We start from the raw sequence: 20,633 nt of genomic DNA on the forward strand, positions 1-20,633 counted from the left end.
CCGTAGGGTCGTGGGCGTGGCCGGACGCCGAAGACCTCGCAGACCACCCGCCCGGACCGCGGCGGGCACCCCGGTCGCCGCCGACGCGTCGCCGACGCCCGAGGGTGTCTTCGACATCGACTCCGGGACCGCGAGGATCACCGCCGACGACGACGGCACCGGCTGGCTGATCGAGGTCAACGGCGTGCAGAGTTCCCACATCGTCACCGACGACCCGTTGCGCCTGGAGTTCGAGTACATGCGCTGGATCGCGGCGGTGATCGACGACCGCCACCACCCCGACGACCCGATGCGGGTGCTGCATCTCGGCGCCGGCGCCTGCACGCTGGCCCGCCGACTCGCCGCGGCGTATCCGCGGTCACGACACGTGGCCGTCGACGTCGACGCGGCGCTGGCGACGCTGGTGCGCGACCGTTTCGACCTCCCCCGGGCGCCGGTGCTGCGTCTGCGTGTCGGCGATGCTCGCGAGGTTACGACCGCCCTGCACACCGACAGCCGCGACATCGTGATCCGCGACGTGTTCGCGGGCGCGACGACCCCGGCGAACCTCACCACCGCCGAGTTCGCCGAGGAGGTGCATCGCGTGTTGCGACCGGGCGGGCTCTACCTCGTCAACTGCGCCGACACCCGCGATCTCGCCGGCGCCCGCGCCGAGATCGCCACCATCGGAGGACGATTCGCGCATATCGCGCTCGTCGCCGATCCGGCGATGCTCAAGGGCAGGCGCTATGGGAACATCATCATCGCCGCGAGCGACGACGAGATCGAGGTCTCGGCCGCGGTGGTGAAGACGCTGCTCGCCGGGGCGGTCCCGGCGTCGATGCGCGACGACGCCGACACCCGCCGATTCGCCGCGGGCGCAACCGTTCTGCGAGATGCGGGCAGTGACGACACGGCGCCGGACGGTGACGTCAGTCCGACGTCTCCAGCAGCGCCTTCTTGACGACCTTGCCCATGGCGTTGCGCGGCAGTTCGTCGACGAAGTGCACCTCGCGGGGTCGCTTGTGCACCGACAGTGCCGTCGCGACGTGCTCGATCAGCCCCTCGGCGGCGGCGGCGTCGGTCGCCGCATCGGGCCGGACGACGACGTAGGCGACGATCCGCTGGCCCAGGTCGTCGTCGGCCGGGCCGACCACCGCGACCTCGGCCACCGTCGGGTGCTCGAGCAGGGATGCCTCCACCTCGCCCGCACCGACCCGGTACCCGCCGGACTTGATGAGATCGGTGGACAAGCGCCCCACGATGCGGTGCATCCCACCGGGTTCGATCAGTGCGGCGTCGCCGGTCGCGAACCACCCGTCGGGCAGCCACGATGCGGTCGTCGCCTCGGGTCGGTTCAGGTATCCCGCCCCGAGCATCGGGCCCTGCACGAGCAGTTCACCGACCGCGTCCCCGTCGTGGGGCAGTTCGTCGCCGGACTCGTCGCGCAGACGGGTCCGGACCCCCGCCACCGGCGATCCGACCCACCCCGCCCGGCGCGGACCGTCGGCGCGGGCGCTGAGGGTGATGAGTGTCTCGGTCATGCCGTAGCGCTCCACCGGCTCGTGTCCGGTGAGCTCGGCCACCGCGTCGAACACCGTCGGCGGCAGTGGCGCGCTGCCCGAGATCAGCAGTCGGGCACCGGAGAGCGAGCGTGCGTGCTCGGGATCGGCGACGATTCTCGACCACACGGTCGGGACGCCGAAGTACATCGTGCCCGGGTGCTCGCCCTGCGCCGCGGCGGCGTACGCCTCGGGTCGGGGTCGCACGGTGTGGTGCAGTCGGCTGCCCACCCGGAGTGGGCCGAGGAGTCCGAGGATCAGACCGTGGACGTGGAACAGCGGCAGGCCGTGCACGAGGGTGTCGTCGGCGGTCCACGCCCAGGCGTCGGCGAGTGCGTCGATGCCGGCCGCCAGCGACCCGTGGGTGCTCACGACGCCCTTGGGCGCCCCGGTGGTGCCGGAGGTGTACATGATCATCGCCACGGTGTCCGCGGGCGGCTGGGGATGTCGGTGCCACGACCGGGCGTAGAGCCGCACCGGGAGGTGGGGCCGGTCGCACGGATCGGTGGGTGTCGCACCCAGCCAGGCCTGCGCGCCGGAGTCGTCGAGGACGTGACGTCGTTCGGCGTCGCCGCTGTCGGGTGCGACCGGCACCACGGTCACACCGGCCAGCAGCGCGGCGACCACGGCGACGACGGTCTGCATCGACGGCACCGCCTCGACCGCGACGCGGCTCAGTCCGCCCAGTCGCTCGGACGCCGACGTCGCCGCCCCGACGATGTCGGCCTGGGAGAACGACTCGTCGCCGACGGTCACGAAGGCGGGGACATCCGGCCGATCGGCCACGAAACCCGGTGTCAGGAGAGGGAACAGCACCCCGCCACTGTTGCACACCCCGGGCTGTCGGTACCCGCACCTAGTCTCGGGCCCACGAGCAACCATCGCGTCCCACTGCCACCGGCGGGGTCGCATGATCCACCAGGAGCCGCCATGTCGTCGCCCACCACCGATGTCGACTTCGACGACGTGATCGACCGCGCGTGGGCGGGGTTCGCCACGGCGCTGACCGAGCGGCTGAGCGGCCCCCGTGACGATCAGTCGATCGACCTCAGTCGCGAGCACGTCGCGCGCTGCTCGACGAGTGATCTGCGGTTCCGTCGTCTTCCCACCGGGATGGTCTGCGCGATCGTGGCCGTCCCGGCCGGACGGCGGGCGACGATCGCGGTGCCGCCGGGATGGTCCGACGCCGACGGTGGTCATCTCGTCCGGATCGTCGGCCACGAGAAGATCGCCACCCTCGTCGGCGAGGCCGTCGACCTGGCCCGCACGCTGCTCGCGCTGCCGCACCCGAGTTTCCTGCGCGACGACGCGTCGGTGCGCGCGCGGGCGCAGTCCATGGCCGACCACCCCTCGGCCGGGTTGTCCCGTGTGGTCGGGCGCGTGGTGCGTGACCGGCTGGCCGGTGTGGTCGGTATCGACGTGCACGACGCGGTCGAGCTGACCTATCCCGACGCCACCGCCCATCTGCAGGTGTGGGGGCCGCAGCGCAGCGCGATGCTGTGGACCACCATTCGCGGCGCGGTCGATCCCGACGCCGTGGGCCACGCCCGGACGGTCGTCGGCGCGTGGCCGGGTTTCGAACTCGTCGTCGACGGTTCGGTGGTCGACGTGGAGTTCGCCGTCGACCTCGGCGCCGACCCGCGCACCGCGATCGGCGAGGCCATCGATCGGTGGCACGCCTTCATGACCGACGAACTGCCCGCCCTCACCATCGCGCTCACCGCGCCGTCGTCCCCCGACGAGATCGCCATGCCGGCTGCGCTGCGTGTGGCGGTGGACCGGGGTCGTGCCGGGTCGCTCCCCGACGCCGCCGGGGTGGCGCACCTGTGCGGCACCGACCGCGGTGCCGCCGTCGACTCGATGGAGGTCTGCCGGACGCAGTCCCTGCAGTGGCTCCACCGTGCCGACTCCGCCGGCGCCTCGGGCGACACCGAGGGGGCCGATGAGGCCCTGCGCTCCTCGGCGAGCTGGGACGCGCTGTACTCCGTCTTCGCCGACGCGGTGCGGATCATGGTGCGCGACGCCGCCTGAGCGGGCCGATCGCTACGGTTGGTCGATGCGAACGGTCGGGGTGGACCTCGCCGCCGAGCCCGCGAAGACGGCGTGCGCGGTCGTCGAGTGGGAGGCGGGCGGCGCCCGGGTGACCGCGCTGCGCCTCGGGGCCGACGACGGCGATCTGGTCGCCGCCGCCGACGGGGCCGACCGCGTCGGCATCGATGCACCGTTCGGTTGGCCCGATGCGTTCGTGGAGTTCGTGGTGGCCCATCACCACGGCGCCGCGCCCACCACCGGCCCACTCAACACGCGTGCGGCACGGGCGCCGCTGGTGCGTCGCCACACCGACGAGGTTGTGCGCGCGGAGACCGGCCTGATCCCGTTGAGCGTGTCGGCCGATCTCATCGCCCATGTGGCGCTGAGGTGTTCGAGCATCTTGCGCGCGCTCGGCGTGTCCGATCGCGTGCACGGTGCGGCCGCCGAGGTGTATCCCGCAGCCGCGCTGCACACATGGGGTCTGCGCTCGCGTGGGTACAAGGGCACCGCGAACACCGGTGTCCGCGCCACCCTGCTCGCCGACCTCGCCGTCGCGGCACCGTGGCTCGATCTCAGTGATTTCGCGGCGCTCTGTCACGCGAGCGACGACGCCGTCGACGCGGTCCTCGCCGCACTCCTGGCCCGTGCGGTGGTGTTGGACGCCACCGGACTCCCGTCGCCGGACATGGCCGATGTCGCGGCGCGCGAGGGGTGGATCCACTTGCCGCGGATCACGTTGGCCGAGCTCGTCGCAGACTGACGCGGGGACCCTCGTGTCTCACCGGGTGGCGGGCAGCCCGAACGTGCGGGTGGCGTCGACGTAGATCGACAGCTGCGCATCGAGCAGCGGCGGCAGCAGCGCTTCGGGCCAGCCCTCGATCTGCGACGAGACGCCGATGACCGGCAGACCCGCGATGACGAAGTCGGTGACCGCTCGGCGGACGTGATTGGCGCTGCTGACCACGATGGCGTTGACCACTCCCCGTGGCTTGACCAGCGCGGCGGTGAACAGCGCGTTCTGCACCGTCGAGCCCGCCCGTGATTCGGTGAGGATGCGTGAGGCCGGGATCCCGCGCGCCACCAACCAGTTGCGCATCGCGGCGGCCTCGGTGACGCCGTTGTGCGGCGCGCCGCCGGTGACCACGATCGGCGAGAGGGGCGCGATGATCGCCTGGCGCCACACCGCACCCATGCGCTGTTCCAGTTCGGGCCGCATCGCACCGTTGTCGAGCAGTCCGTATCCGAGGGCCACGATCGCCGTCTGCGGACCGACCACGCTGGGCAAGGGGTTGGGCAGGGTCGCGATACCGGCACCGATGGCACCGAACACGCGGTTGACCCCCGCCGCCGTGGCCGGCGACACCGCGTTCAGGCGTCCCTGAGCTCCTGCCTTGAGGGGGAGGTCGTACACGTAATCGGCCCAGATCGCCTGCAGCGCAAGCGCTTGGGCGTCGTTGGGTGCGATCCGTAGCAGTGCCGCGATGTCGCCGAGGCCGCCCGGGACGTCGCGATGGGCGAATTTGTACTGGGCGGAGTTGTACAGCGAGGTGGTCGGCGCAGCCGAGGCCACTGCCGGCACGAACAGCGCCTGACCGGCTCCGAGGCCCGCCGCGCACACCACCGCGACGCCGAGCGTCGCGGCGAGGTTCTGCAGACGCGTCCATACACGCATGCCGTGTTCCTTTCGTTCCCCCAGCCGCCTGAGTGCGACCCACGACGGACCGCGGATGCACAGCAATGGGATACCGGTGAGGCTACTGGGACTGAAGTGACCGATGAGCACGAAAGTGCCACGGAATGATCACGGGTCGGAATCGACGCGGCGTGGCGTCCCGTATGCGTACGACGACGGCTCTGACCTCTCGGCCATCGAGGACTGGAATTGTCCGCAATGCCTGGGACACTTCTCGACATGGTCATCGAGTCCTCCGCGAGGCTTCTCCGCCTGCTCTCGTTGCTGCAGATGCGTCAGGACTGGTCGGGTGCCGACCTCGCCGATCGGCTCGACGTGACGACGCGAACCGTCCGTCGCGACGTCGACCGGCTCCGCGAACTGGGCTACCCGGTCGACGCCACGGTGGGCGTGGGTGGCGGATACCGCCTGGGCGCGGGAGCACAGATGCCGCCGCTCCTGCTCGACGACGCCGAGGTGCTCGCCGTCGCCGTCGGATTACAGTCGGGGGCAACCGCTTCGGTCACCGGTCTCGACGATGCCGCCGCGCGGGCGGTGGCGAAATTGCGACAGGTGATGCCGTCGCGGCTGCGTCATCGGCTCGATGCGCTCCAGGTGGACACCGTCGCATCGAATCCCCCGCGATCATCGGTCGACGCGACCGTGCTGTCGGACCTCGCTGCCGTGTGCCACCGCGCCGAGCGACTGCGCTTCGATTACGCCGACCGTTCGGGTACGCGCTCACGGCGCGAGGTGGAGCCGTATCGATTGGTGCGCAATGGTTCTCGCTGGTATCTGTTCGCCTGGGACCTCGGTCGCGCCGACTGGCGGTCGTTTCGCGCCGATCGGGTCAGCCCGGTGATACCCACCGGTCCGCGGTTCACACCACGGCCTCTCCCCGAGGGCGGGGCGGCGGCGCACGTGGCGGCGAGTCTCGGGGCGATCGCACGGGCCGCGGTGGCGCGGGTACGCGTGCACGCCCCGGCGAGCGAGATCGCCCCGATGGTCTACGACGAGTGGGGGACGATCGAGGCCTCCGACGAGACCTCGTGTGAGATAAGACTGTTCGGCTGGTCGATCGAGTCGATAGCCTGGTGGCTCCACCGCTTCGAGGCGGGGTTCACCGTGATCGAGCCGCCCGCGCTACGGGACGAGTGCCGCGCATTGGCGCAGCGCCACCGCGACATCAGTCGACGCTACCTCGATGCGGTTGAGCTGGAGTGAGTCTCAGCGTCGGTCCGACGAATCGTGCCGGGCCTTGGTCGAATCGGAGTCGGAGAACACCGGCATGTGCGCCGGTGCGTCACCGGTCGTCGCCGGGGCCTCGGAGACCGAGGTGTGCGAGAAGAGTTCGGTGTAGTCCATTGGTGTCCTCACGGGCGTGCCCTCGTCGTGTCGACGTACGAGCGTGATCCGACGGGGCGTACAGGCGGCGATCGAAGGATTTCCATCGCCGGCGCAATCGGTTCGATCCTGACTCCGAACGAACCGTGTTCTGTCACTCACGCTACACCCGCACCGGCCGACGGGGATCGATTGCGTGTGATGCGCCGATACGGCGCGTCGAGGCGATGGGCTCCGGCGCATCGTGGACCGGCGGCGACGCATCGACCCGGGGTGCGCGCAGAGGGATTCGAACCCCCGACCGCTGGTGTGTAAGACCAGAGCTCTAACCACTGAGCTATGCGCGCTCATGCCGCCGCCACCGGGCCACGACGCAGACGAATCTAGCGTGCGTCGCGGGCGAGCCGAAATCGGCGGACCGGGCCGGTCAGGGCCGCAGCGCCTCGACAACGCGGGTCCACAGGGCGTCGTCGCGCGCCTCGCCGGGACCGACCATGTCGGAGAACGCGATCACACCGTCGAGACCGACGACGAAGGTGCCGCGGTTGGCGTACCCGGCGTGGGCGTTGAACACCCCGTAGTCGCGCGCGGTCGCGCCGTGCGGCCAGAAATCGGACAGGATCGGGAAGAGGAATCCCTGCGCCGACGACCAGACCTTGTGGGTGGGCGGCGGACCGACCGACACCGCGACCACGGTGCTGCGGTCGTTGTCGAACTCGGGCAACCGGTCGCGCAGGGCGCCGAGTTCGCCCTCGCAGGTGCCGGTGAAGGCCAGCGGGAAGAAGACCACAACGACCTTCTTGACGCCCGCGTGGGCGCGCAACGACACCTTCTGGTTGTTCTGGTCGCGGAGCTCGAAATCCGGTGCGAGAGCGCCGGGTTGCAGTGGACCCACGGGGAGCTCCGCGTCGTCGACGATGCGGGACACGGGATCGAGGAACGGCGTCGCGGGCGGGCTGGTCATGGACGCTTTGGGGTGCGCGCCTTGGGCTGCACCAGCCGCGAACCCGACCAGTCGCCGAGGTTCATCGCGGAGGTCTGCGTGAGTCCGGCGGTGGGTGCGGCCTCGGCGATCTCGGCCGGGTCGACGTAGCCGTCGGTGCCGGTCTTCGGCGAGAACACCCACACGTAGCCGTCGTCGGCGAGGGGGCCGATCGCGTCCATCAGGGCATCGACGAGGTCGCCGTCGTCCTCCCGCCACCAGAGCACGACGACGTCGATGACGTCGTCGGAATCCTCGTCGAGCATCTCCGCCCCGACGACATCCTCGATGTCGGCGCGTAGTTCGTCGTCGGTGTCGTCATCCCACCCGAGCTCCTGCACCACCATCCCGGCGGTGAACCCGAGCTTCTCGGCGCGACTTCCGTGCGCGGCGGCAACCAACGCGAATGACCTCCTGTGGCGTGTCATGACCGTGTGTTCCACCCGGTCGGTTCGACCCGACAACGGTGTACCGGTTCGACTTCTTCTAGAGAACAGTCTGCATGGCGAAGTTGCAAGCCGAGTCACAGTTCGCGTGGCGCGTCCCGCCGGGTCGCCGCACCGCCGGTCTCGGTGCGGCGATCAGCCGCCGGGCGTCGCGGCCGACGGCTGCGCACCGACGGGCCCGCCGCCGGAGACGGGACCACACGCCGACAACGCCGTGTCGCGGGCACGCTCCCACGCCGTGGAGGAGGCGTTGAGCGCGTCACGCTGCTTTCCCGCCACCACACGGGCCAGGTCGGTGCTGCGCGCGGCGAACCCGCCGGCGGTGGAGCGGACCTGGTCGGAGGTCGATCCGGTGATCGCACCGGTCACCGCGGATCCCGCCCGGTTGAGCGCATCGACGGCGCCACCGTCGGTCCGTGCGAGGTCGTCGAACGATTGTGTGGAGTTCAGCCGCGCCACGAACGCGTTGTACGCGCGCGAGGCGGAGGCGGCCGCCGACGTCACCGCGGCACAGGTCGCGTAGTCGGCCGCGGTCTGCGCGTCGGCACTCGCCCGCGCCGAGGCCGAGGACCGGGTGGCCAGATAGTCCGACACCTGCACCGGATCGACCCGACCGGACCCGTCGACCGTGGTCGCGCACGCCGAGAGCACGACGACCAGCGCGCCCGTCGCAGCACCGACAGCGCATGCGCGGACCCACCCGCACCCCCCGAGTCGATTCACACAGGAGATAGTGCCCCAGCGCTCACCGCGCTCACAACACCGCCGCCGAGCGCGCCTCACCTGGGCGATCGGCGTCCGCACCGGCGAGGTACGCCACACCTTCGCCAATCCTGCGTCACATACGGCACGATTGGTGACGTACCTCCCACTCGGGCGCACCCATGCCCGCACCGAGGCCACACCGGCTCCGATACACACACCATCCGCGCCGGACCACCGCACGCCCCGGCCGTCACTCCCCTGCGCCGGACGACTTGAGGAGACACTCACCAGTGACCGAGAAAAGCACCCAGGACGCACCGAAGACGACCGGCAGCGATCGGGTGCGTGTCATCCGCGAGGGCGTCGCCTCGTACCTTCCCGACATCGACCCGCAGGAGACCGACGAGTGGCTCGCCTCGTTCGACGGCCTGCTCGACCACGCGGGCCCGGGTCGCGCGCGCTACCTGATGCTGCGGCTGCTCGAGCGCGCCAGCGAACGCCGCGTGTCGATCCCCGCGCTGACCTCCACCGATTACGTGAACACCATCCCCACCGAGAGCGAACCGTGGTTCCCCGGTGACGAGGAGGTCGAGCGTCGGTTCCGCGCGTTCATCCGCTGGAACGCCGCGATCATGGTGCACCGCGCACAGCGACCCGGCGTCGGTGTCGGCGGGCACATCTCCACCTACGCGTCGTCGGCCGCGCTGTACGAGGTCGGCTTCAATCACTTCTTCCGCGGCCAGGACCACTCCGGCGGCGGCGACCAGATCTTCATCCAGGGCCACGCCTCCCCCGGCATCTACGCCCGCGCCTACCTCGAGGGGCGCATCGACGAGCACCGCATGGACGGCTTCCGTCAGGAGCACAGCCACGCCGGCGAGGGCGGCGGCCTGCCCTCGTACCCGCACCCGCGACTGATGCCCGACTTCTGGCAGTTCCCGACCGTCTCGATGGGTCTGGGCCCCATGAACGCCATCTATCAGGCGCGGTTCAACCACTACCTGCACGATCGGGGCATCAAGGACACCTCCGAGCAACACGTGTGGGCGTTCCTGGGCGACGGCGAGATGGACGAGCCGGAGTCGCGCGGCCTCGCGCACGTCGCGGCCACCGAGGGCCTCGACAACCTCACGTTCGTCGTCAACTGCAACCTGCAGCGGCTCGACGGCCCTGTGCGCGGCAACGGCAAGATCATCCAGGAGCTCGAGTCGTTCTTCCGCGGCGCCGGATGGAACGTCATCAAGGTCGTGTGGGGCCGCGAGTGGGACGCCCTGCTCCACGCCGATCGCGACGGCGCCCTGGTCAATCTCATGAACACCACCCCCGACGGCGACTTCCAGGGGTTCAAGGCCAACGACGGCGCGTTCGTCCGTGAGCACTTCTTCGGGCGCGACCCGCGCACCAAAGAGTTGGTCAAGGACATCAGCGACGCCGACATCTGGAAGCTCAAGCGAGGCGGACACGACTACCGCAAGGTGCACGCCGCCTACGCCTCGGCGATGGCCCACAAGGGGCAGCCGACGGTGATCCTGGCGCACACGATCAAGGGCTACACCCTCGGCAAGCACTTCGAGGGCCGCAACGCGACGCACCAGATGAAGAAGCTGACGCTCGACGACCTCAAGGACTTCCGCGACAGCTGCCGCATCCCGATCACCGATTCCCAGCTCGAGAAGGACCCGTACCTGCCGCCGTACTACCACCCCGGTGCCGACGCACCGGAGATCCAGTACATGCTCGATCGCCGCAAGACGCTCGGCGGATTCCTGCCGGTACGACGCACGCAGAGCAAGGCGCTCACGCCCGCGACCGACGGCGTCATCAAGGCCATGGCGAAGGGCTCGGGCAAACAGCAGGTCGCCTCGACGATGGCACTGGTGCGCATCTTCAAGGAGCTGATGCGCGACAAGGAGGTCGGCAAGCGCGTCGTGCCGATCATCCCCGACGAGGCACGCACCTTCGGTATGGACTCGTGGTTCCCGTCGCTCAAGATCTACAACCGCAACGGTCAGCTCTACACCTCGGTCGACGCCGACCTCATGCTCGCCTACAAGGAGAGCGAGGTCGGTCAGATCCTGCACGAGGGGATCAACGAGGCCGGTTCGACGGCGTCGTTCACCGCGGTCGGGACCTCGTACGCGACCCACGACGAGCCGATGATCCCGCTGTACATCTTCTACTCGATGTTCGGCTTCCAGAGGACCGGCGACGGCCTGTGGGCCGCCGCGGACCAGATGGCGCGCGGCTTCGTGATCGGCGCGACCGCGGGCCGGACCACGCTCACCGGCGAGGGGCTGCAGCACGCCGACGGACACTCGTTGGTGCTGGCGTCGACGAATCCCGCTGTGGTGGCCTACGACCCGGCCTACGCCTACGAGATGGCGCACATCGTCGTCGACGGACTCGGGCGGATGTTCGGCGACGACCCGGAGAACATCTACTACTACATCACCGTCTACAACGAGCCGATCTCCCAGCCGCCGCAGCCCGAGGACCTCGACGTCACCGGCGTGCTCAAGGGCATCTACAAGTGCCACGCCGCGCCCGAGAAGAAGCAGTACCCGGCCAACATCCTGGTCTCCGGCGTCACGATGACCGACGCGGTCCGTGCGCAGGAACTGCTCGCCCAGGACTGGGACGTCGCGGCCGACATCTGGTCGGTGACCTCGTGGGGTGAACTGACCCGCGACGGTGTCGCCTACGAGAAGGCGTCACTCCGCGATCCCGACGGCGAGCACGAGCAGCCGTTCGTCACCTCGGCACTGTCGTCGGCGCAGGGACCGTTCGTCGCGGTCAGCGATTTCATGCGGGGGCTCCCCGAACTGATCCGCGCGTGGGTGCCCGGCACCTACCTGACCCTGGGCACCGACGGGTTCGGTTTCTCCGACACCCGGCCGGCGGCGCGACGCTTCTTCAACGTCGATGCCGAGTCGATCGCGGTGGGCGTGCTGGCGGGGTTGGCCCGTGACGGCCACCTCGACACCTCGGTCGTGGCGGAGGCGGCGCAGCGCTACGACATCACCGACGTCCTGGCGGCACCCGAGCAGACCAGTGATCCCGGCGTGTCGTGAGTCGGTGCGACGTGACCTCGGGGCGCACTAGTGTGAACCGGTGACCGAGACCCCCCACGCCCCCGAACAGAGTCCGGGTGACCTGTTCAGCGAGCGGGGGGCTCGGGTACCGGCTCCGGCCGACGTCCACGACGCGTTGCCCGACACGCTGCTCAAGCGGGTCAAGCAGTACAGCGGTCGTCTGGCCACGGAGGCCGTCCACTCGATGCAGGACCAGCTGCCGTACTTCGCCGAGTTCGAGGCGGGGCAACGCGCGAGCGTGCAGCTGGTGGTGCAGACCGCGGTGGTCAACTTCGTGGAGTGGCTGCAGGATCCCGACGGCAACCTCAAGTTCACCGTGCAGGCCTTCCAGGTGGTCCCGCAGGACCTCACCCGACGCATCAGCCTCCTGCAGTCGGTCGAGATGGTGCGCGTCGCGATGGAGTTCTTCGAGAAGTGGCTGCCCCTGCTCGCCCGCAACGACGCACAGCTGCGGGCACTCACCGAGTCGGTGCTGCGCTACGGCCGCGAGATCGGGTTCGCGGCGGCCGCGATCTACGCCTCGGCGGCCGAGTCCCGCGGCGCCTGGGACTCGCGGGTGGAGGCACTGGTCGTCGACGCCGTCGTCCGCGGCGACACCGGCCCGACCCTGCTGTCCCGCGCGGCCGCCCTCAACTGGGATTCCGACGCGACGGCCACCGTGGTGGTCGGCTACCCGCCGCCGGAGCAGAACGTGTCGGTGCCGCTCGCGATCCACAACAGTGCGCGTCGGCACGACCGGTCGGCCCTGTCGGTGGTGCAGGGTACGTTGCTGGTGGCCATCGTCAGCGGTGAGATGGACTCGTCGGATCCGTTCGTGACGACCCTGCTGACGCATTTCGCCGATGCGCCGGTCGTGATCGGTCACACCACCCCGTCGCTGGGTGCGGCCCACAGCAGTGCCGTGGAGGCGTTGGCCGGCATGGAGGCGGTCGCGGGATGGCCCGGTGCCCCGCGGCCGGTGCACAGCTGGGAGCTCCTGCCCGAGCGTGCGTTGCTCGGCGACCGGGCCGCGGTGCGGACTCTCAACGACTTCTTGGTGACGCCGTTGGCCAAGGGCGGCGACACACTCACCAACACCCTCGATGCGTATCTCGATTCGGGCGGATCGGTCGAATCGTGCGCGCGGGAACTGTTCGTTCATCCGAATACTGTCAGATATCGACTAAAACGGATCGCCGAGGTGACCGGTCGGGACCCGACCAACCCGCGCGATGCGTACGTGCTGCGGGTCGCATCGACGGTCGGGCGTCTGGCGCAAGTGCACCAGGGAACGCTCTCATGAGCCCCATGAGTAACGTGCGTCACAATTTTGTGTGTATTTTCCCATCGCGTGCGAGATGAGTCTGTTGCGGATCACGAATCTCGAACCGGTGACGAAGTGGATACGTCCGCACAGTCGTTTGTAGGAACCGCACAAAAGCCGGCGACAAGGTTCGGTGCCCTCCACACCAGCATCGGGCGCCCGAAGGGTGTTCTCTGATCAGGTGCTCTCATTGCTTGCGCCCGGACAGGGCTCCCAGACTCCCGGAATGCTCGAGCCGTGGCTCGAGCTCCCCGGTGCGGCCGACCAGGTCGCCACGTGGTCCAAGCTGACCGGGCTGCCCCTCGAGCGGCTCGGGACGACCGCGACCGCCGAGGAGATCACCGACACCGCCGTGACCCAGCCGCTCGTCGTCGTCTCGGCGCTGTTGGCGTTCGACGAGCTCGGCAAGCGTCACCGGATCCCGGCCGACGTCGTCGTCGCCGGGCACTCCGTCGGCGAACTGGCTGCCGCCGCGATCACCGGCGTGATCACCCGCGACGAGGCCGTCTCGCTCGCGGCGATCCGCGGCGCGGAGATGGCCAAGGCGTGCGCCGAGGTGCCCACCACCATGGCCGCGGTGCTCGGGGGCGACGAGGAGCAGGTGCTCGCCCGTCTCGCCGAACTCGATCTGGTGCCCGCCAACCGCAACGCGGTCGGGCAGATCGTGGCCGCCGGCACCGTCGAGGCGATCGACACGCTGATCGCCGACCCGCCGGAGAAGGCGCGAACCCGTAAGCTGTCCGTGGCCGGAGCGTTCCACACGCACTTCATGGCGTCGGCCCAGGATGCGGTCGCGGCAGCGGCCGCGGCCATCACCCCGCAGGATCCCACCGCTGTGCTCCTGTCCAACTTCGACGGCAAGCCCGTCACCTCCGGTGTCGAGGCGCTCGCGCGACTCGTCTCGCAGGTGACCAACCCGGTTCGATGGGATCTCTGTTCGGCGACGATGCGTGAACTCGGCGTCGACTCGCTCATCGAACTGCCGCCCGCCGGAGCGCTCACCGGGATCGCCAAACGCGAGCTGAAGGGGACGCCCACGCGCGCCCTGAAGACGCCCGACGACCTCGAGGGCATCACAGAACTTGGATAGTTGCTCCCGCACACGCGGGGGTACCCGGAAAGGCGCCGCAGGCGCCCGTCCAGACGGTGGCCAGGCCACCGTTCCGGAACATGTCAGGACGAACACGACAAGAAGGGAGCCACCCCGTGGCGACTCAGGAAGAACTCATTGCCGGCATCGCGGAGATCATCGAAGAGGTCACCGGTATTGAGCCCTCCGAGGTCACGCTCGACAAGTCCTTCGTCGACGACCTCGACATCGACTCGCTGTCGATGGTCGAGATCGCGGTGCAGACCGAGGACAAGTACGGAGTGAAGATCCCCGATGAGGATCTGGCCGGTCTGCGCACCGTCGGTGACGCGGTGGGCTACATCCAGAAGCTCGAGGCCGAGAACCCCGAGGCCGCTGCCGCCATCGCAGCGCAGGTGGAAGCCAACAAGAAGGCTGAGTGACGTAATTGACCTCCACTCTTCGTGAATTCTCCACGGCAGCCGGGAACTTCCCCAGCGTCGTCGTGACCTCCATGGTCGCGACGACGTCGGTCGGTGAAGATCTCGACTCCACGTGGAAGGGTCTTCTGGCCGGCGAGACCGGTATCAAGGCCCTCACAGACGACTTCCTGACCAAGTACGAACTCCCGGTTCGTATCGGCGGGAAGTTGGTCAAGGACCCGACCGAAGAGGTGTCCCGCGTCGAAGCCCGTCGCATGAGCTATGTCGAGCGCATGGCCCACGTGATGAGCAAGCGCCTGTGGAAGCAGGCCGGCGAGCCCGATGTCGACAAGGACCGCCTCGCGGTCGTTCTCGGCACCGGCCTCGGCGGCGGCGATGCGCTCATCGCCGCACACGACGCGATGACGCTGACCGGCAACTACCGCAAGGTGTCGCCGTTGGCCGTCCCGATGACCATGCCGAACGGACCCGCCGCGGTCATCGGCCTGAACGTCGGGGCCCGCGCGGGCGTCATCACCCCGGTCTCGGCGTGTTCGTCGGGCTCGGAGGCGATCGCCCACGCATGGCGGCACATCGTGCTCGGCGACGCCGACATGGTCGTCACCGGTGGTGTCGAGGGATTCATCGACGCCGTGCCGATCGCCAGCTTCGCGATGATGCGGGCGATGAGCACGCGCAACGACGACCCCGCCGCGGCGTCGCGACCGTTCGACAAGGACCGCGACGGTTTCGTGTTCGGCGAGGCCGCCGCGCTGATGATCCTCGAACGCGAGGATCACGCCCGGGCCCGTGGTGCGCACATCCATGCGCGTCTGCTGGGTCAGGGCATCACGTCCGACGGGTACCACCTCGTCGCACCCCATCCCGAGGGACTGGGTGCGGCACGCGCGATGGCGCGTGCACTGGAGACCGCAGGTCTGCAGCGCACCGACATCACGCACGTCAACGCCCACGCGACGTCGACGTCGATCGGCGACACCGCCGAGGCGCTGGCGATCAACTCGGCAATCGGCGAGCACGCTGCGGTGTACGCACCGAAGTCCGCGCTCGGGCACTCCATCGGCGCGGTGGGTGCATTGGAATCGGTCCTGACGGTCAAGGCCATCGAGGACGGGGTCATCCCGCCCACGCTGAACCTCGACAACATGGACGCGGAGTGCAATCTCGACGTCGTCGCCGGTGAGCCGCGGTACGGGCACATCGACTACGCCATCAACAACTCGTTCGGATTCGGTGGGCACAACGTGGCGCTCGCCTTTGGGCGTTACTGACACCCGTCACCAACACACAGTTGCCTGTGGTGCGTGACTCGCCGGAACTGTTAGGAGAATCGATGACAACCATGGCTCCGATCACCTCGCACGAGGACTCGGCAGATCCTCGTGATCCGCTGCTGCGACTGACGAACTTCTTCGACGAGGGTTCGATGTCGCTGCTGCACTCCCGCGACAAGTCGGGCGTGCAGGCGGCCGTCGGTCGCGTCAACGGCGTGCGCACCATCTCGTACTGCACCGACGGCACCGTCATGGGCGGCGCCATGGGTGTGGTCGGGTGTGCGCACATCGTCAACGCCATCGACACCGCGATCGCCGAACAGGCCCCCATCGTGGGGATCTGGCACTCGGGAGGCGCGCGCCTCGCCGAGGGCGTCGAGGCGTTGCACGCCGTCGGCAAGGTGTTCGAGGCCATGGTGCGTGCCTCCGGGTACGTCCCGCAGATCTCCGTGGTGGTCGGTTTCGCCGCGGGTGGCGCGGCGTACGGCCCCGCGCTCACCGACATCGTGATCATGGCGCCGGCCGGTCGGGTGTTCGTCACCGGACCCGACGTCGTCCGCAGTGTCACCGGTGAGCAGGTCGACATGGAGTCGCTCGGCGGACCGCTGACGCACGGCAAGAAGTCGGGCGTCAGCCACATCACCGCCGACTCCGAGCCCGACGCCCTGTGGCGTGCCCGTCGCCTCGTGGCGACGTTCAGCCAGCAGGGCCACTTCAGCAGGCAGCGCGCCGAGGCCGGCGACACCGACCTCAAAGCGCTTCTGCCGGAGTCGAACCGACGGGCGTACGACGTCCACCCGGTCGTCGCGGGCCTGCTCGACACCGACCTCGCCGCCGATGGCGAGACCGAGATCTCCAGCTTCGAGGAGATCCAGGCGAAGTTCGCGCCGAACATCGTCGTCGGTTTCGGCCGACTGTCGGGACGCAGCGTCGGCGTCGTCGCCAACAACCCGTTGCGCATGGGTGGGTGCCTCAACTCGCTCAGCGCCGAGAAGGCGGCCCGGTTCGTGCGTCTGTGCGACGCCTTCGGGATCCCGCTGATCGTCCTCACCGACGTCCCGGGGTACCTGCCCGGTGTCGGCCAGGAGTGGGACGGCGTCGTGCGTCGTGGCGCGAAGCTGCTGCACGCGTTCGCCGAGTGCACCGTTCCCCGCGTCACGCTCGTCACCCGCAAGATCTACGGCGGGGCCTACATCGCGATGAACTCCCGCGCGCTGGGGGCGACCGCGGTGTTCGCGTGGCCGGGATCCGAGGTCGCGGTGATGGGCGCCAAGGCGGCCGTCGGCATCCTGCACAAGAAGGCGCTGGCGGCTGCGGCCGACGACGAGCGTGAGGCCCTGCACGATCGCCTCGCGGTGGAGCACGAGGCCATCGCCGGCGGCGTGGGTCGCGCGCAGTCGATCGGTGTCGTCGACGAGATCATCGATCCGGCGAAGACCCGCAGCATGATCGCCGAGGCCCTGGCCTCGGCACCGGCACGGCGAGGACGTCACAAGAACATCCCGTTGTGATCCGATCCTGAACACGAGAAAGGCCCTGGACCTCAGAGGTCCAGGGCCTTTCTCGTCGTATGGATCGCGTCGAGAGGGTCCGGTCAGCCGACGCGCTGGTGCAGCCAGGTGACCTCGGCGCCGGCGCCACCCATGCGGAACTCCTCGAGCGCGGAATCCCAGGCGGTGCCGAGCGCGGCGTCGAGACGTCCGGCGAGTCCGATGCCGTCGGCCTGGGCGTCGAGCATGGCGCGCAGCTGCATCTCGCCGATCATCACATCACCGTTGGCGCTCATCGAGCCCCGCCACAGACCGAGTCCGGGGACATGGCAGAACCGTTCGCCGTCGACGCCGTCACTGGCGTTCTCGGTGACCTCGAAGCGCAGGGGCGACCACTCACGCAGGGCGTTGGCCAATCGTGCGCCGGTACCGACCGGACCGGTCCAGTCGACGGTCGCCCGTTGCAGGCCCGGCGCCGCCTCCTGCGCGGACCACTTCAGGTTCGCGCGGGCATCGAGGGTCGACGACAGAGCCCACTCCACATGCGGGCACAACGCGGTCGGCGACGAGTGGATGTAGACCACGCCCGTCGTCCGGTCCGCGAACTGTTCGAGAGTGCGCACTGTTCCAACCTCCGGGATGTCGACGAGGAGCGTCTTCCCCAACGACCTTGCGACATCCGGCGATAGCACACTGCGCACCACAAGTGTGCCTCATGTGACCCGTGTTGCGCCAGTGCACAGTGTTATCGATCGTGAATCGCTGCGACAACCTCGTCGTTGAACTCCGACCACAGGGGCTTGGCCCACGCCCCGAAGTCGCGGTCGGTGAGCACCACGCAGGCGGCATCGATCGTGGGATCGACCCACAGGAACGTCCCGGACTGTCCGAAGTGGCCGAACGTCGCGGGCGAGTTCGACGTCCCGGTCCAGTGCGGCGACTTCTCGGCCCGGATCTCCATCCCGAGACCCCAGTCGTTGGGCCGATGCCTCCCGTACCCGGGCACGAAGCCGTCGAGGCCCGGGAACTGCACCGATGTCGCCTCGGAGACGGTCGACGTGGCGAGCAGTCGGGGTGCGAGGAGTTCGGCGGCGAACACGGCGAGGTCGTCGACCGACGACTCCGCACCGTGACCGGCCGGCCCGCTCAGCGCCGTCGCCCCCAACCCGAGCGGGGCACACACCGCCTCGTGCAGGTAGTCGGCGAACCCGATGCCGGTCGCGGTGGCGACCTCGTCGGCGAGCACGGCGAAGCCCGCGTTGGAGTAGATCCGCTTCTCCCCCACGCCGGCCTCGATCGCCGCGGTGTCGCCGTCCACGGCGTCGAAGGCCAGACCGGAGGCATGCGCGAGGAGGTGGGCGACCGTCGACCCGGGTGGGCCGGCCGGCCGGTCGAGGGTGACGGCCTCCTCCTCGACGGCGACCAGCACCGCGTACGCGCTGAGCAGTTTGGTCACCGACGCGAGGCGGTACGCGCGTCCGGTGTCCCCGTGGCGCGCGACGACCTCGCCGCCGACCACCACCGCGGCCGACACCGAGTCCACCGGCCATCCGTCGAGCTGATCGAGTACGGGCACGCGATCATCGTGTCAGACGGTTCAGCGATCCCCCCGTCGGAGACGGGTTCAGCGGTCCTCGTCGGTGAAGCGGATGACGCCGCGGATGTTCCTGCCGTCGAGCATGTCCTGGTAGCCCTCGTTGATCTGCTCGAGGCGGTACTGCCGGGTGACCATGTCGTCGAGGTTGAGCTTGCCAGTCTTGTACAGCGACAGCAGCATGGGGATGTCGAGCTTGGGGCTCGAGCCGCCGAAGATGGTGCCCTGCAGGTTCTTCTGCAGCAGGGTGAGCATGGCGAGGTTGAGCGTCACGTCGGTCTCCATCATGGAGCCCATGCCGGTGAGCACGCAGGTGCCCGCCTTGGCGGTGATGCCCATCCACAGGTCGACATCGGAGCCGTGCACCTCACCGACGGTGACGATGACCTTCTTGGCCATACCGCCCTCGGTGACCTCGGCGATGGTCATGGCCGCCTCCTCCACGCTCGCGAAGGCGTGGGTGGCGCCGAACTTCATGGCCTGCTCGCGTTTCCACTCGACGGGGTCGATGGCGAACACGTTGCGGGCACCGGCGAGCACCGCGCCCTGCAGGGCGGAGATGCCCACGCCGCCGCACCCGACGATCGCGACGTCCTCGCCCACCTGCACCTTGGCGCTGTGGGTGGCTGATCCGAACCCTGTGGGGACACCGCAGCCGACGAGGCAGGCGACCTCGAAGGGGATCGACGGGTCGATCTTCACCACCGAGGTCTCGTGGACCACCATGTACGGCGAGAACGTCCCGAGCAGTGTCATCGGGTAGACGTTCTCCCCCGCCGCGGTGTGCACGCGGAAGGTGTTGTCGGACACGGCCTCGCCCTGCAGGAGCATCGCGCCGAAGTCGCAGAGGTTGCTGAGCCCCGAGCGACAGGACGGACATTTGCCGCACGAGGGGATGAACGACAGCACCACGTGGTCGCCGACCGCGAAGTCGGTGACACCCTCTCCGACGGCCTCGATGACGCCCGCGCCCTCGTGTCCGCCGAGGACGGGGAACCCGGCCATGGGGATGCCACCGGTCACGAGGTGGTGATCGGAGTGGCACATCCCGGCCGCCTCCATGCGGATGCGCACCTCGCTGGCGCGGGGCTCGCCGATCTCGATCTCCTCGATCGCCCACTTCTCGTTGAAGTTCCTGAGCAGTGCACCTTTGGTCTTCACGAACAACCTCCACATCGTCGCCGGGGTGATGACCCGACGTGTCCTAGCGGTGACACTAGTCACTCCGGGGCAAAAATGGAACGTGTTCTATTTCCGCATCGGCGAGTCGTCGCGCCGGGCCGGGGCCGGTCGCCGGTGACACCCGTCGTGGCACGCCGGTAGTGTCGCGATCGATCTCGTCGCGGGCCGAGTCTGGAGTGGATGATGGCGCCCCTGATCGAGCGATTCCCCTCGCACTGCCCGCTCGGCCACCGTCTGGGCGGCCGCCGGATGCTGGTCGGCTGGGACAACCGGAGCGATCCACCGCAACGCATCTGGATCTGCGGTCGCTGCGACATCGTCATGCACAGCACGGATTACCCGTGGCCGTCGGCCGACTGACTTGTGCGCGGTCACAGCGTCGGCGACACCGATATGGAAAGCTCCGGTAACGATGGGTGACACCGTCCCACCACCCCGGGTGTCCGGCATGCGGACCTGTGACGA

20 protein-coding genes and 1 tRNA gene are annotated in these 20,633 nt (G+C 69.2%); 11 read left to right on the forward strand and 10 right to left on the reverse strand.

Annotated features, from left to right (window positions below):
* The first annotated feature begins 16 nt into the window (after positions 1 to 16).
* Positions 17 to 943 carry a spermidine synthase gene (locus TU34_RS12390; protein WP_045823139.1) on the forward strand — a complete coding sequence of 309 codons (927 nt, stop codon included), beginning with the start codon at positions 17 to 19 and terminating at the stop codon, positions 941 to 943.
* Here TU34_RS12390 and TU34_RS12395 read toward each other — a convergent pair.
* Complete coding sequence (locus tag TU34_RS12395) at positions 912 to 2,357, reverse strand: acyl-CoA synthetase (RefSeq protein WP_045823140.1); 1,446 nt, start codon at positions 2,355 to 2,357, stop codon at positions 912 to 914. The genes TU34_RS12390 and TU34_RS12395 overlap by 32 nt on opposite strands.
* 114 nt (positions 2,358 to 2,471) lie before the next feature.
* Between TU34_RS12395 and TU34_RS12400 the strand changes: the two genes are divergently transcribed.
* The gene (locus TU34_RS12400; RefSeq protein ID WP_045823141.1) at positions 2,472 to 3,572 is read left to right on the forward strand and encodes a hypothetical protein; all 1,101 of its coding nucleotides are present in this window, start codon (positions 2,472 to 2,474) and stop codon (positions 3,570 to 3,572) included.
* Positions 3,573 to 3,597: 25 nt separating this feature from the next.
* Complete coding sequence (locus TU34_RS12405; protein ID WP_045823142.1) at positions 3,598 to 4,332, forward strand: DUF429 domain-containing protein; 735 nt, start codon at positions 3,598 to 3,600, stop codon at positions 4,330 to 4,332.
* An 18-nt stretch (positions 4,333 to 4,350) separates the two neighbouring features.
* On the opposite strand, the gene TU34_RS12410 is transcribed toward TU34_RS12405, so the two are convergent.
* Complete coding sequence (locus tag TU34_RS12410) at positions 4,351 to 5,244, reverse strand: YdcF family protein (RefSeq protein WP_045823320.1); 894 nt, start codon at positions 5,242 to 5,244, stop codon at positions 4,351 to 4,353.
* A gap of 240 nt (positions 5,245 to 5,484) precedes the next feature.
* Between TU34_RS12410 and TU34_RS12415 the strand changes: the two genes are divergently transcribed.
* On the forward strand, positions 5,485 to 6,468 hold the full coding sequence (locus TU34_RS12415; RefSeq protein ID WP_045823143.1) for a helix-turn-helix transcriptional regulator: 984 nt from the start codon (positions 5,485 to 5,487) through the stop codon (positions 6,466 to 6,468).
* Between the two features lie 3 nt (positions 6,469 to 6,471).
* Here the strand turns inward: TU34_RS12415 and TU34_RS23915 are convergent, their stop codons facing one another.
* The 5 genes from TU34_RS23915 to TU34_RS12435 all read right to left on the reverse strand — a co-directional run bounded on the left by TU34_RS23915 (position 6,472) and on the right by TU34_RS12435 (position 8,739).
* Positions 6,472 to 6,621: a hypothetical protein gene (locus tag TU34_RS23915; protein WP_160298526.1), complete on the reverse strand. Its 150-nt coding sequence runs from the start codon at positions 6,619 to 6,621 to the stop codon at positions 6,472 to 6,474.
* Between the two features lie 241 nt (positions 6,622 to 6,862).
* Positions 6,863 to 6,935, reverse strand: a tRNA-Val gene (locus TU34_RS12420).
* Positions 6,936 to 7,015: 80 nt separating this feature from the next.
* Positions 7,016 to 7,552, reverse strand: a complete 537-nt coding sequence (locus tag TU34_RS12425) for a redoxin domain-containing protein (RefSeq protein ID WP_045823144.1) — start codon at positions 7,550 to 7,552, stop codon at positions 7,016 to 7,018.
* A complete protein-coding gene (locus TU34_RS12430; RefSeq protein WP_045823321.1) occupies positions 7,549 to 7,971 on the reverse strand; it encodes a DUF3052 domain-containing protein in 423 nt (140 codons plus the stop codon). The genes TU34_RS12425 and TU34_RS12430 overlap by 4 nt, the downstream gene beginning before the upstream one ends.
* Before the next feature lie 180 nt (positions 7,972 to 8,151).
* Positions 8,152 to 8,739, reverse strand: a complete 588-nt coding sequence (locus tag TU34_RS12435; RefSeq protein ID WP_150116506.1) for a hypothetical protein — start codon at positions 8,737 to 8,739, stop codon at positions 8,152 to 8,154.
* Between the two features lie 272 nt (positions 8,740 to 9,011).
* On the opposite strand from TU34_RS12435, the gene aceE reads away from it, so the two are divergent.
* The 6 genes from aceE (at position 9,012) to TU34_RS12465 (ending at position 17,413) form a co-directional block, all read left to right on the forward strand.
* A complete protein-coding gene (aceE, locus tag TU34_RS12440) occupies positions 9,012 to 11,792 on the forward strand; it encodes a pyruvate dehydrogenase (acetyl-transferring), homodimeric type (protein ID WP_045823146.1) in 2,781 nt (926 codons plus the stop codon).
* 40 nt (positions 11,793 to 11,832) lie between these two features.
* A complete protein-coding gene (locus tag TU34_RS12445; RefSeq protein ID WP_045823147.1) occupies positions 11,833 to 13,095 on the forward strand; it encodes a PucR family transcriptional regulator in 1,263 nt (420 codons plus the stop codon).
* 202 nt (positions 13,096 to 13,297) lie between these two features.
* The gene (locus tag TU34_RS12450; protein ID WP_082080263.1) at positions 13,298 to 14,206 is read left to right on the forward strand and encodes an ACP S-malonyltransferase; all 909 of its coding nucleotides are present in this window, start codon (positions 13,298 to 13,300) and stop codon (positions 14,204 to 14,206) included.
* Between the two features lie 116 nt (positions 14,207 to 14,322).
* The gene (gene acpM, locus TU34_RS12455) at positions 14,323 to 14,628 is read left to right on the forward strand and encodes a meromycolate extension acyl carrier protein AcpM (RefSeq protein ID WP_235456734.1); all 306 of its coding nucleotides are present in this window, start codon (positions 14,323 to 14,325) and stop codon (positions 14,626 to 14,628) included.
* A 5-nt stretch (positions 14,629 to 14,633) separates the two neighbouring features.
* Complete coding sequence (locus TU34_RS12460; RefSeq protein WP_045823150.1) at positions 14,634 to 15,899, forward strand: KasA/KasB family beta-ketoacyl-ACP synthase; 1,266 nt, start codon at positions 14,634 to 14,636, stop codon at positions 15,897 to 15,899.
* A 62-nt stretch (positions 15,900 to 15,961) separates the two neighbouring features.
* Entirely contained in the window at positions 15,962 to 17,413 is a 1,452-nt protein-coding gene (locus TU34_RS12465; protein ID WP_045823322.1) for an acyl-CoA carboxylase subunit beta, read from the forward strand.
* A gap of 83 nt (positions 17,414 to 17,496) precedes the next feature.
* On the opposite strand, the gene TU34_RS12470 is transcribed toward TU34_RS12465, so the two are convergent.
* The 3 genes from TU34_RS12470 to TU34_RS12480 form a co-directional block, all read right to left on the reverse strand.
* On the reverse strand, positions 17,497 to 18,015 hold the full coding sequence (locus TU34_RS12470) for a DUF3145 domain-containing protein (RefSeq protein ID WP_045823151.1): 519 nt from the start codon (positions 18,013 to 18,015) through the stop codon (positions 17,497 to 17,499).
* Positions 18,016 to 18,137: 122 nt separating this feature from the next.
* Positions 18,138 to 18,968: a serine hydrolase domain-containing protein gene (locus TU34_RS12475; protein ID WP_045823152.1), complete on the reverse strand. Its 831-nt coding sequence runs from the start codon at positions 18,966 to 18,968 to the stop codon at positions 18,138 to 18,140.
* 48 nt (positions 18,969 to 19,016) lie between these two features.
* Positions 19,017 to 20,147 carry an NDMA-dependent alcohol dehydrogenase gene (locus TU34_RS12480; RefSeq protein ID WP_045823153.1) on the reverse strand — a complete coding sequence of 377 codons (1,131 nt, stop codon included), beginning with the start codon at positions 20,145 to 20,147 and terminating at the stop codon, positions 19,017 to 19,019.
* Between the two features lie 201 nt (positions 20,148 to 20,348).
* Between TU34_RS12480 and TU34_RS12485 the strand changes: the two genes are divergently transcribed.
* Positions 20,349 to 20,528 carry a hypothetical protein gene (locus TU34_RS12485; protein WP_045823154.1) on the forward strand — a complete coding sequence of 60 codons (180 nt, stop codon included), beginning with the start codon at positions 20,349 to 20,351 and terminating at the stop codon, positions 20,526 to 20,528.
* Positions 20,529 to 20,633: the final 105 nt, after the last annotated feature.

The sequence above is a fragment of the Williamsia herbipolensis genome (assembly GCF_000964005.1).
Lineage (GTDB): Bacteria > Actinomycetota > Actinomycetes > Mycobacteriales > Mycobacteriaceae > Williamsia_A > Williamsia_A herbipolensis.

What these genes read in the sequence shown, in the direction of transcription:
- TU34_RS12410 (WP_045823320.1), bottom strand. Translation starts at nt 5,244, where the DNA reads ATGCGTGTATGGACGCGTCTGCAGAACCTCGCCGCGACGCTCGGCGTC.
- TU34_RS12485 (WP_045823154.1), top strand. Translation starts at nt 20,349, where the DNA reads ATGATGGCGCCCCTGATCGAGCGATTCCCCTCGCACTGCCCGCTCGGC.
- TU34_RS12405 (WP_045823142.1), top strand. Translation starts at nt 3,598, where the DNA reads ATGCGAACGGTCGGGGTGGACCTCGCCGCCGAGCCCGCGAAGACGGCG.
- TU34_RS12400 (WP_045823141.1), top strand. Translation starts at nt 2,472, where the DNA reads ATGTCGTCGCCCACCACCGATGTCGACTTCGACGACGTGATCGACCGC.
- TU34_RS12425 (WP_045823144.1), bottom strand. Translation starts at nt 7,552, where the DNA reads ATGACCAGCCCGCCCGCGACGCCGTTCCTCGATCCCGTGTCCCGCATC.
- TU34_RS12465 (WP_045823322.1), top strand. Translation starts at nt 15,962, where the DNA reads ATGACAACCATGGCTCCGATCACCTCGCACGAGGACTCGGCAGATCCT.
- TU34_RS12415 (WP_045823143.1), top strand. Translation starts at nt 5,485, where the DNA reads ATGGTCATCGAGTCCTCCGCGAGGCTTCTCCGCCTGCTCTCGTTGCTG.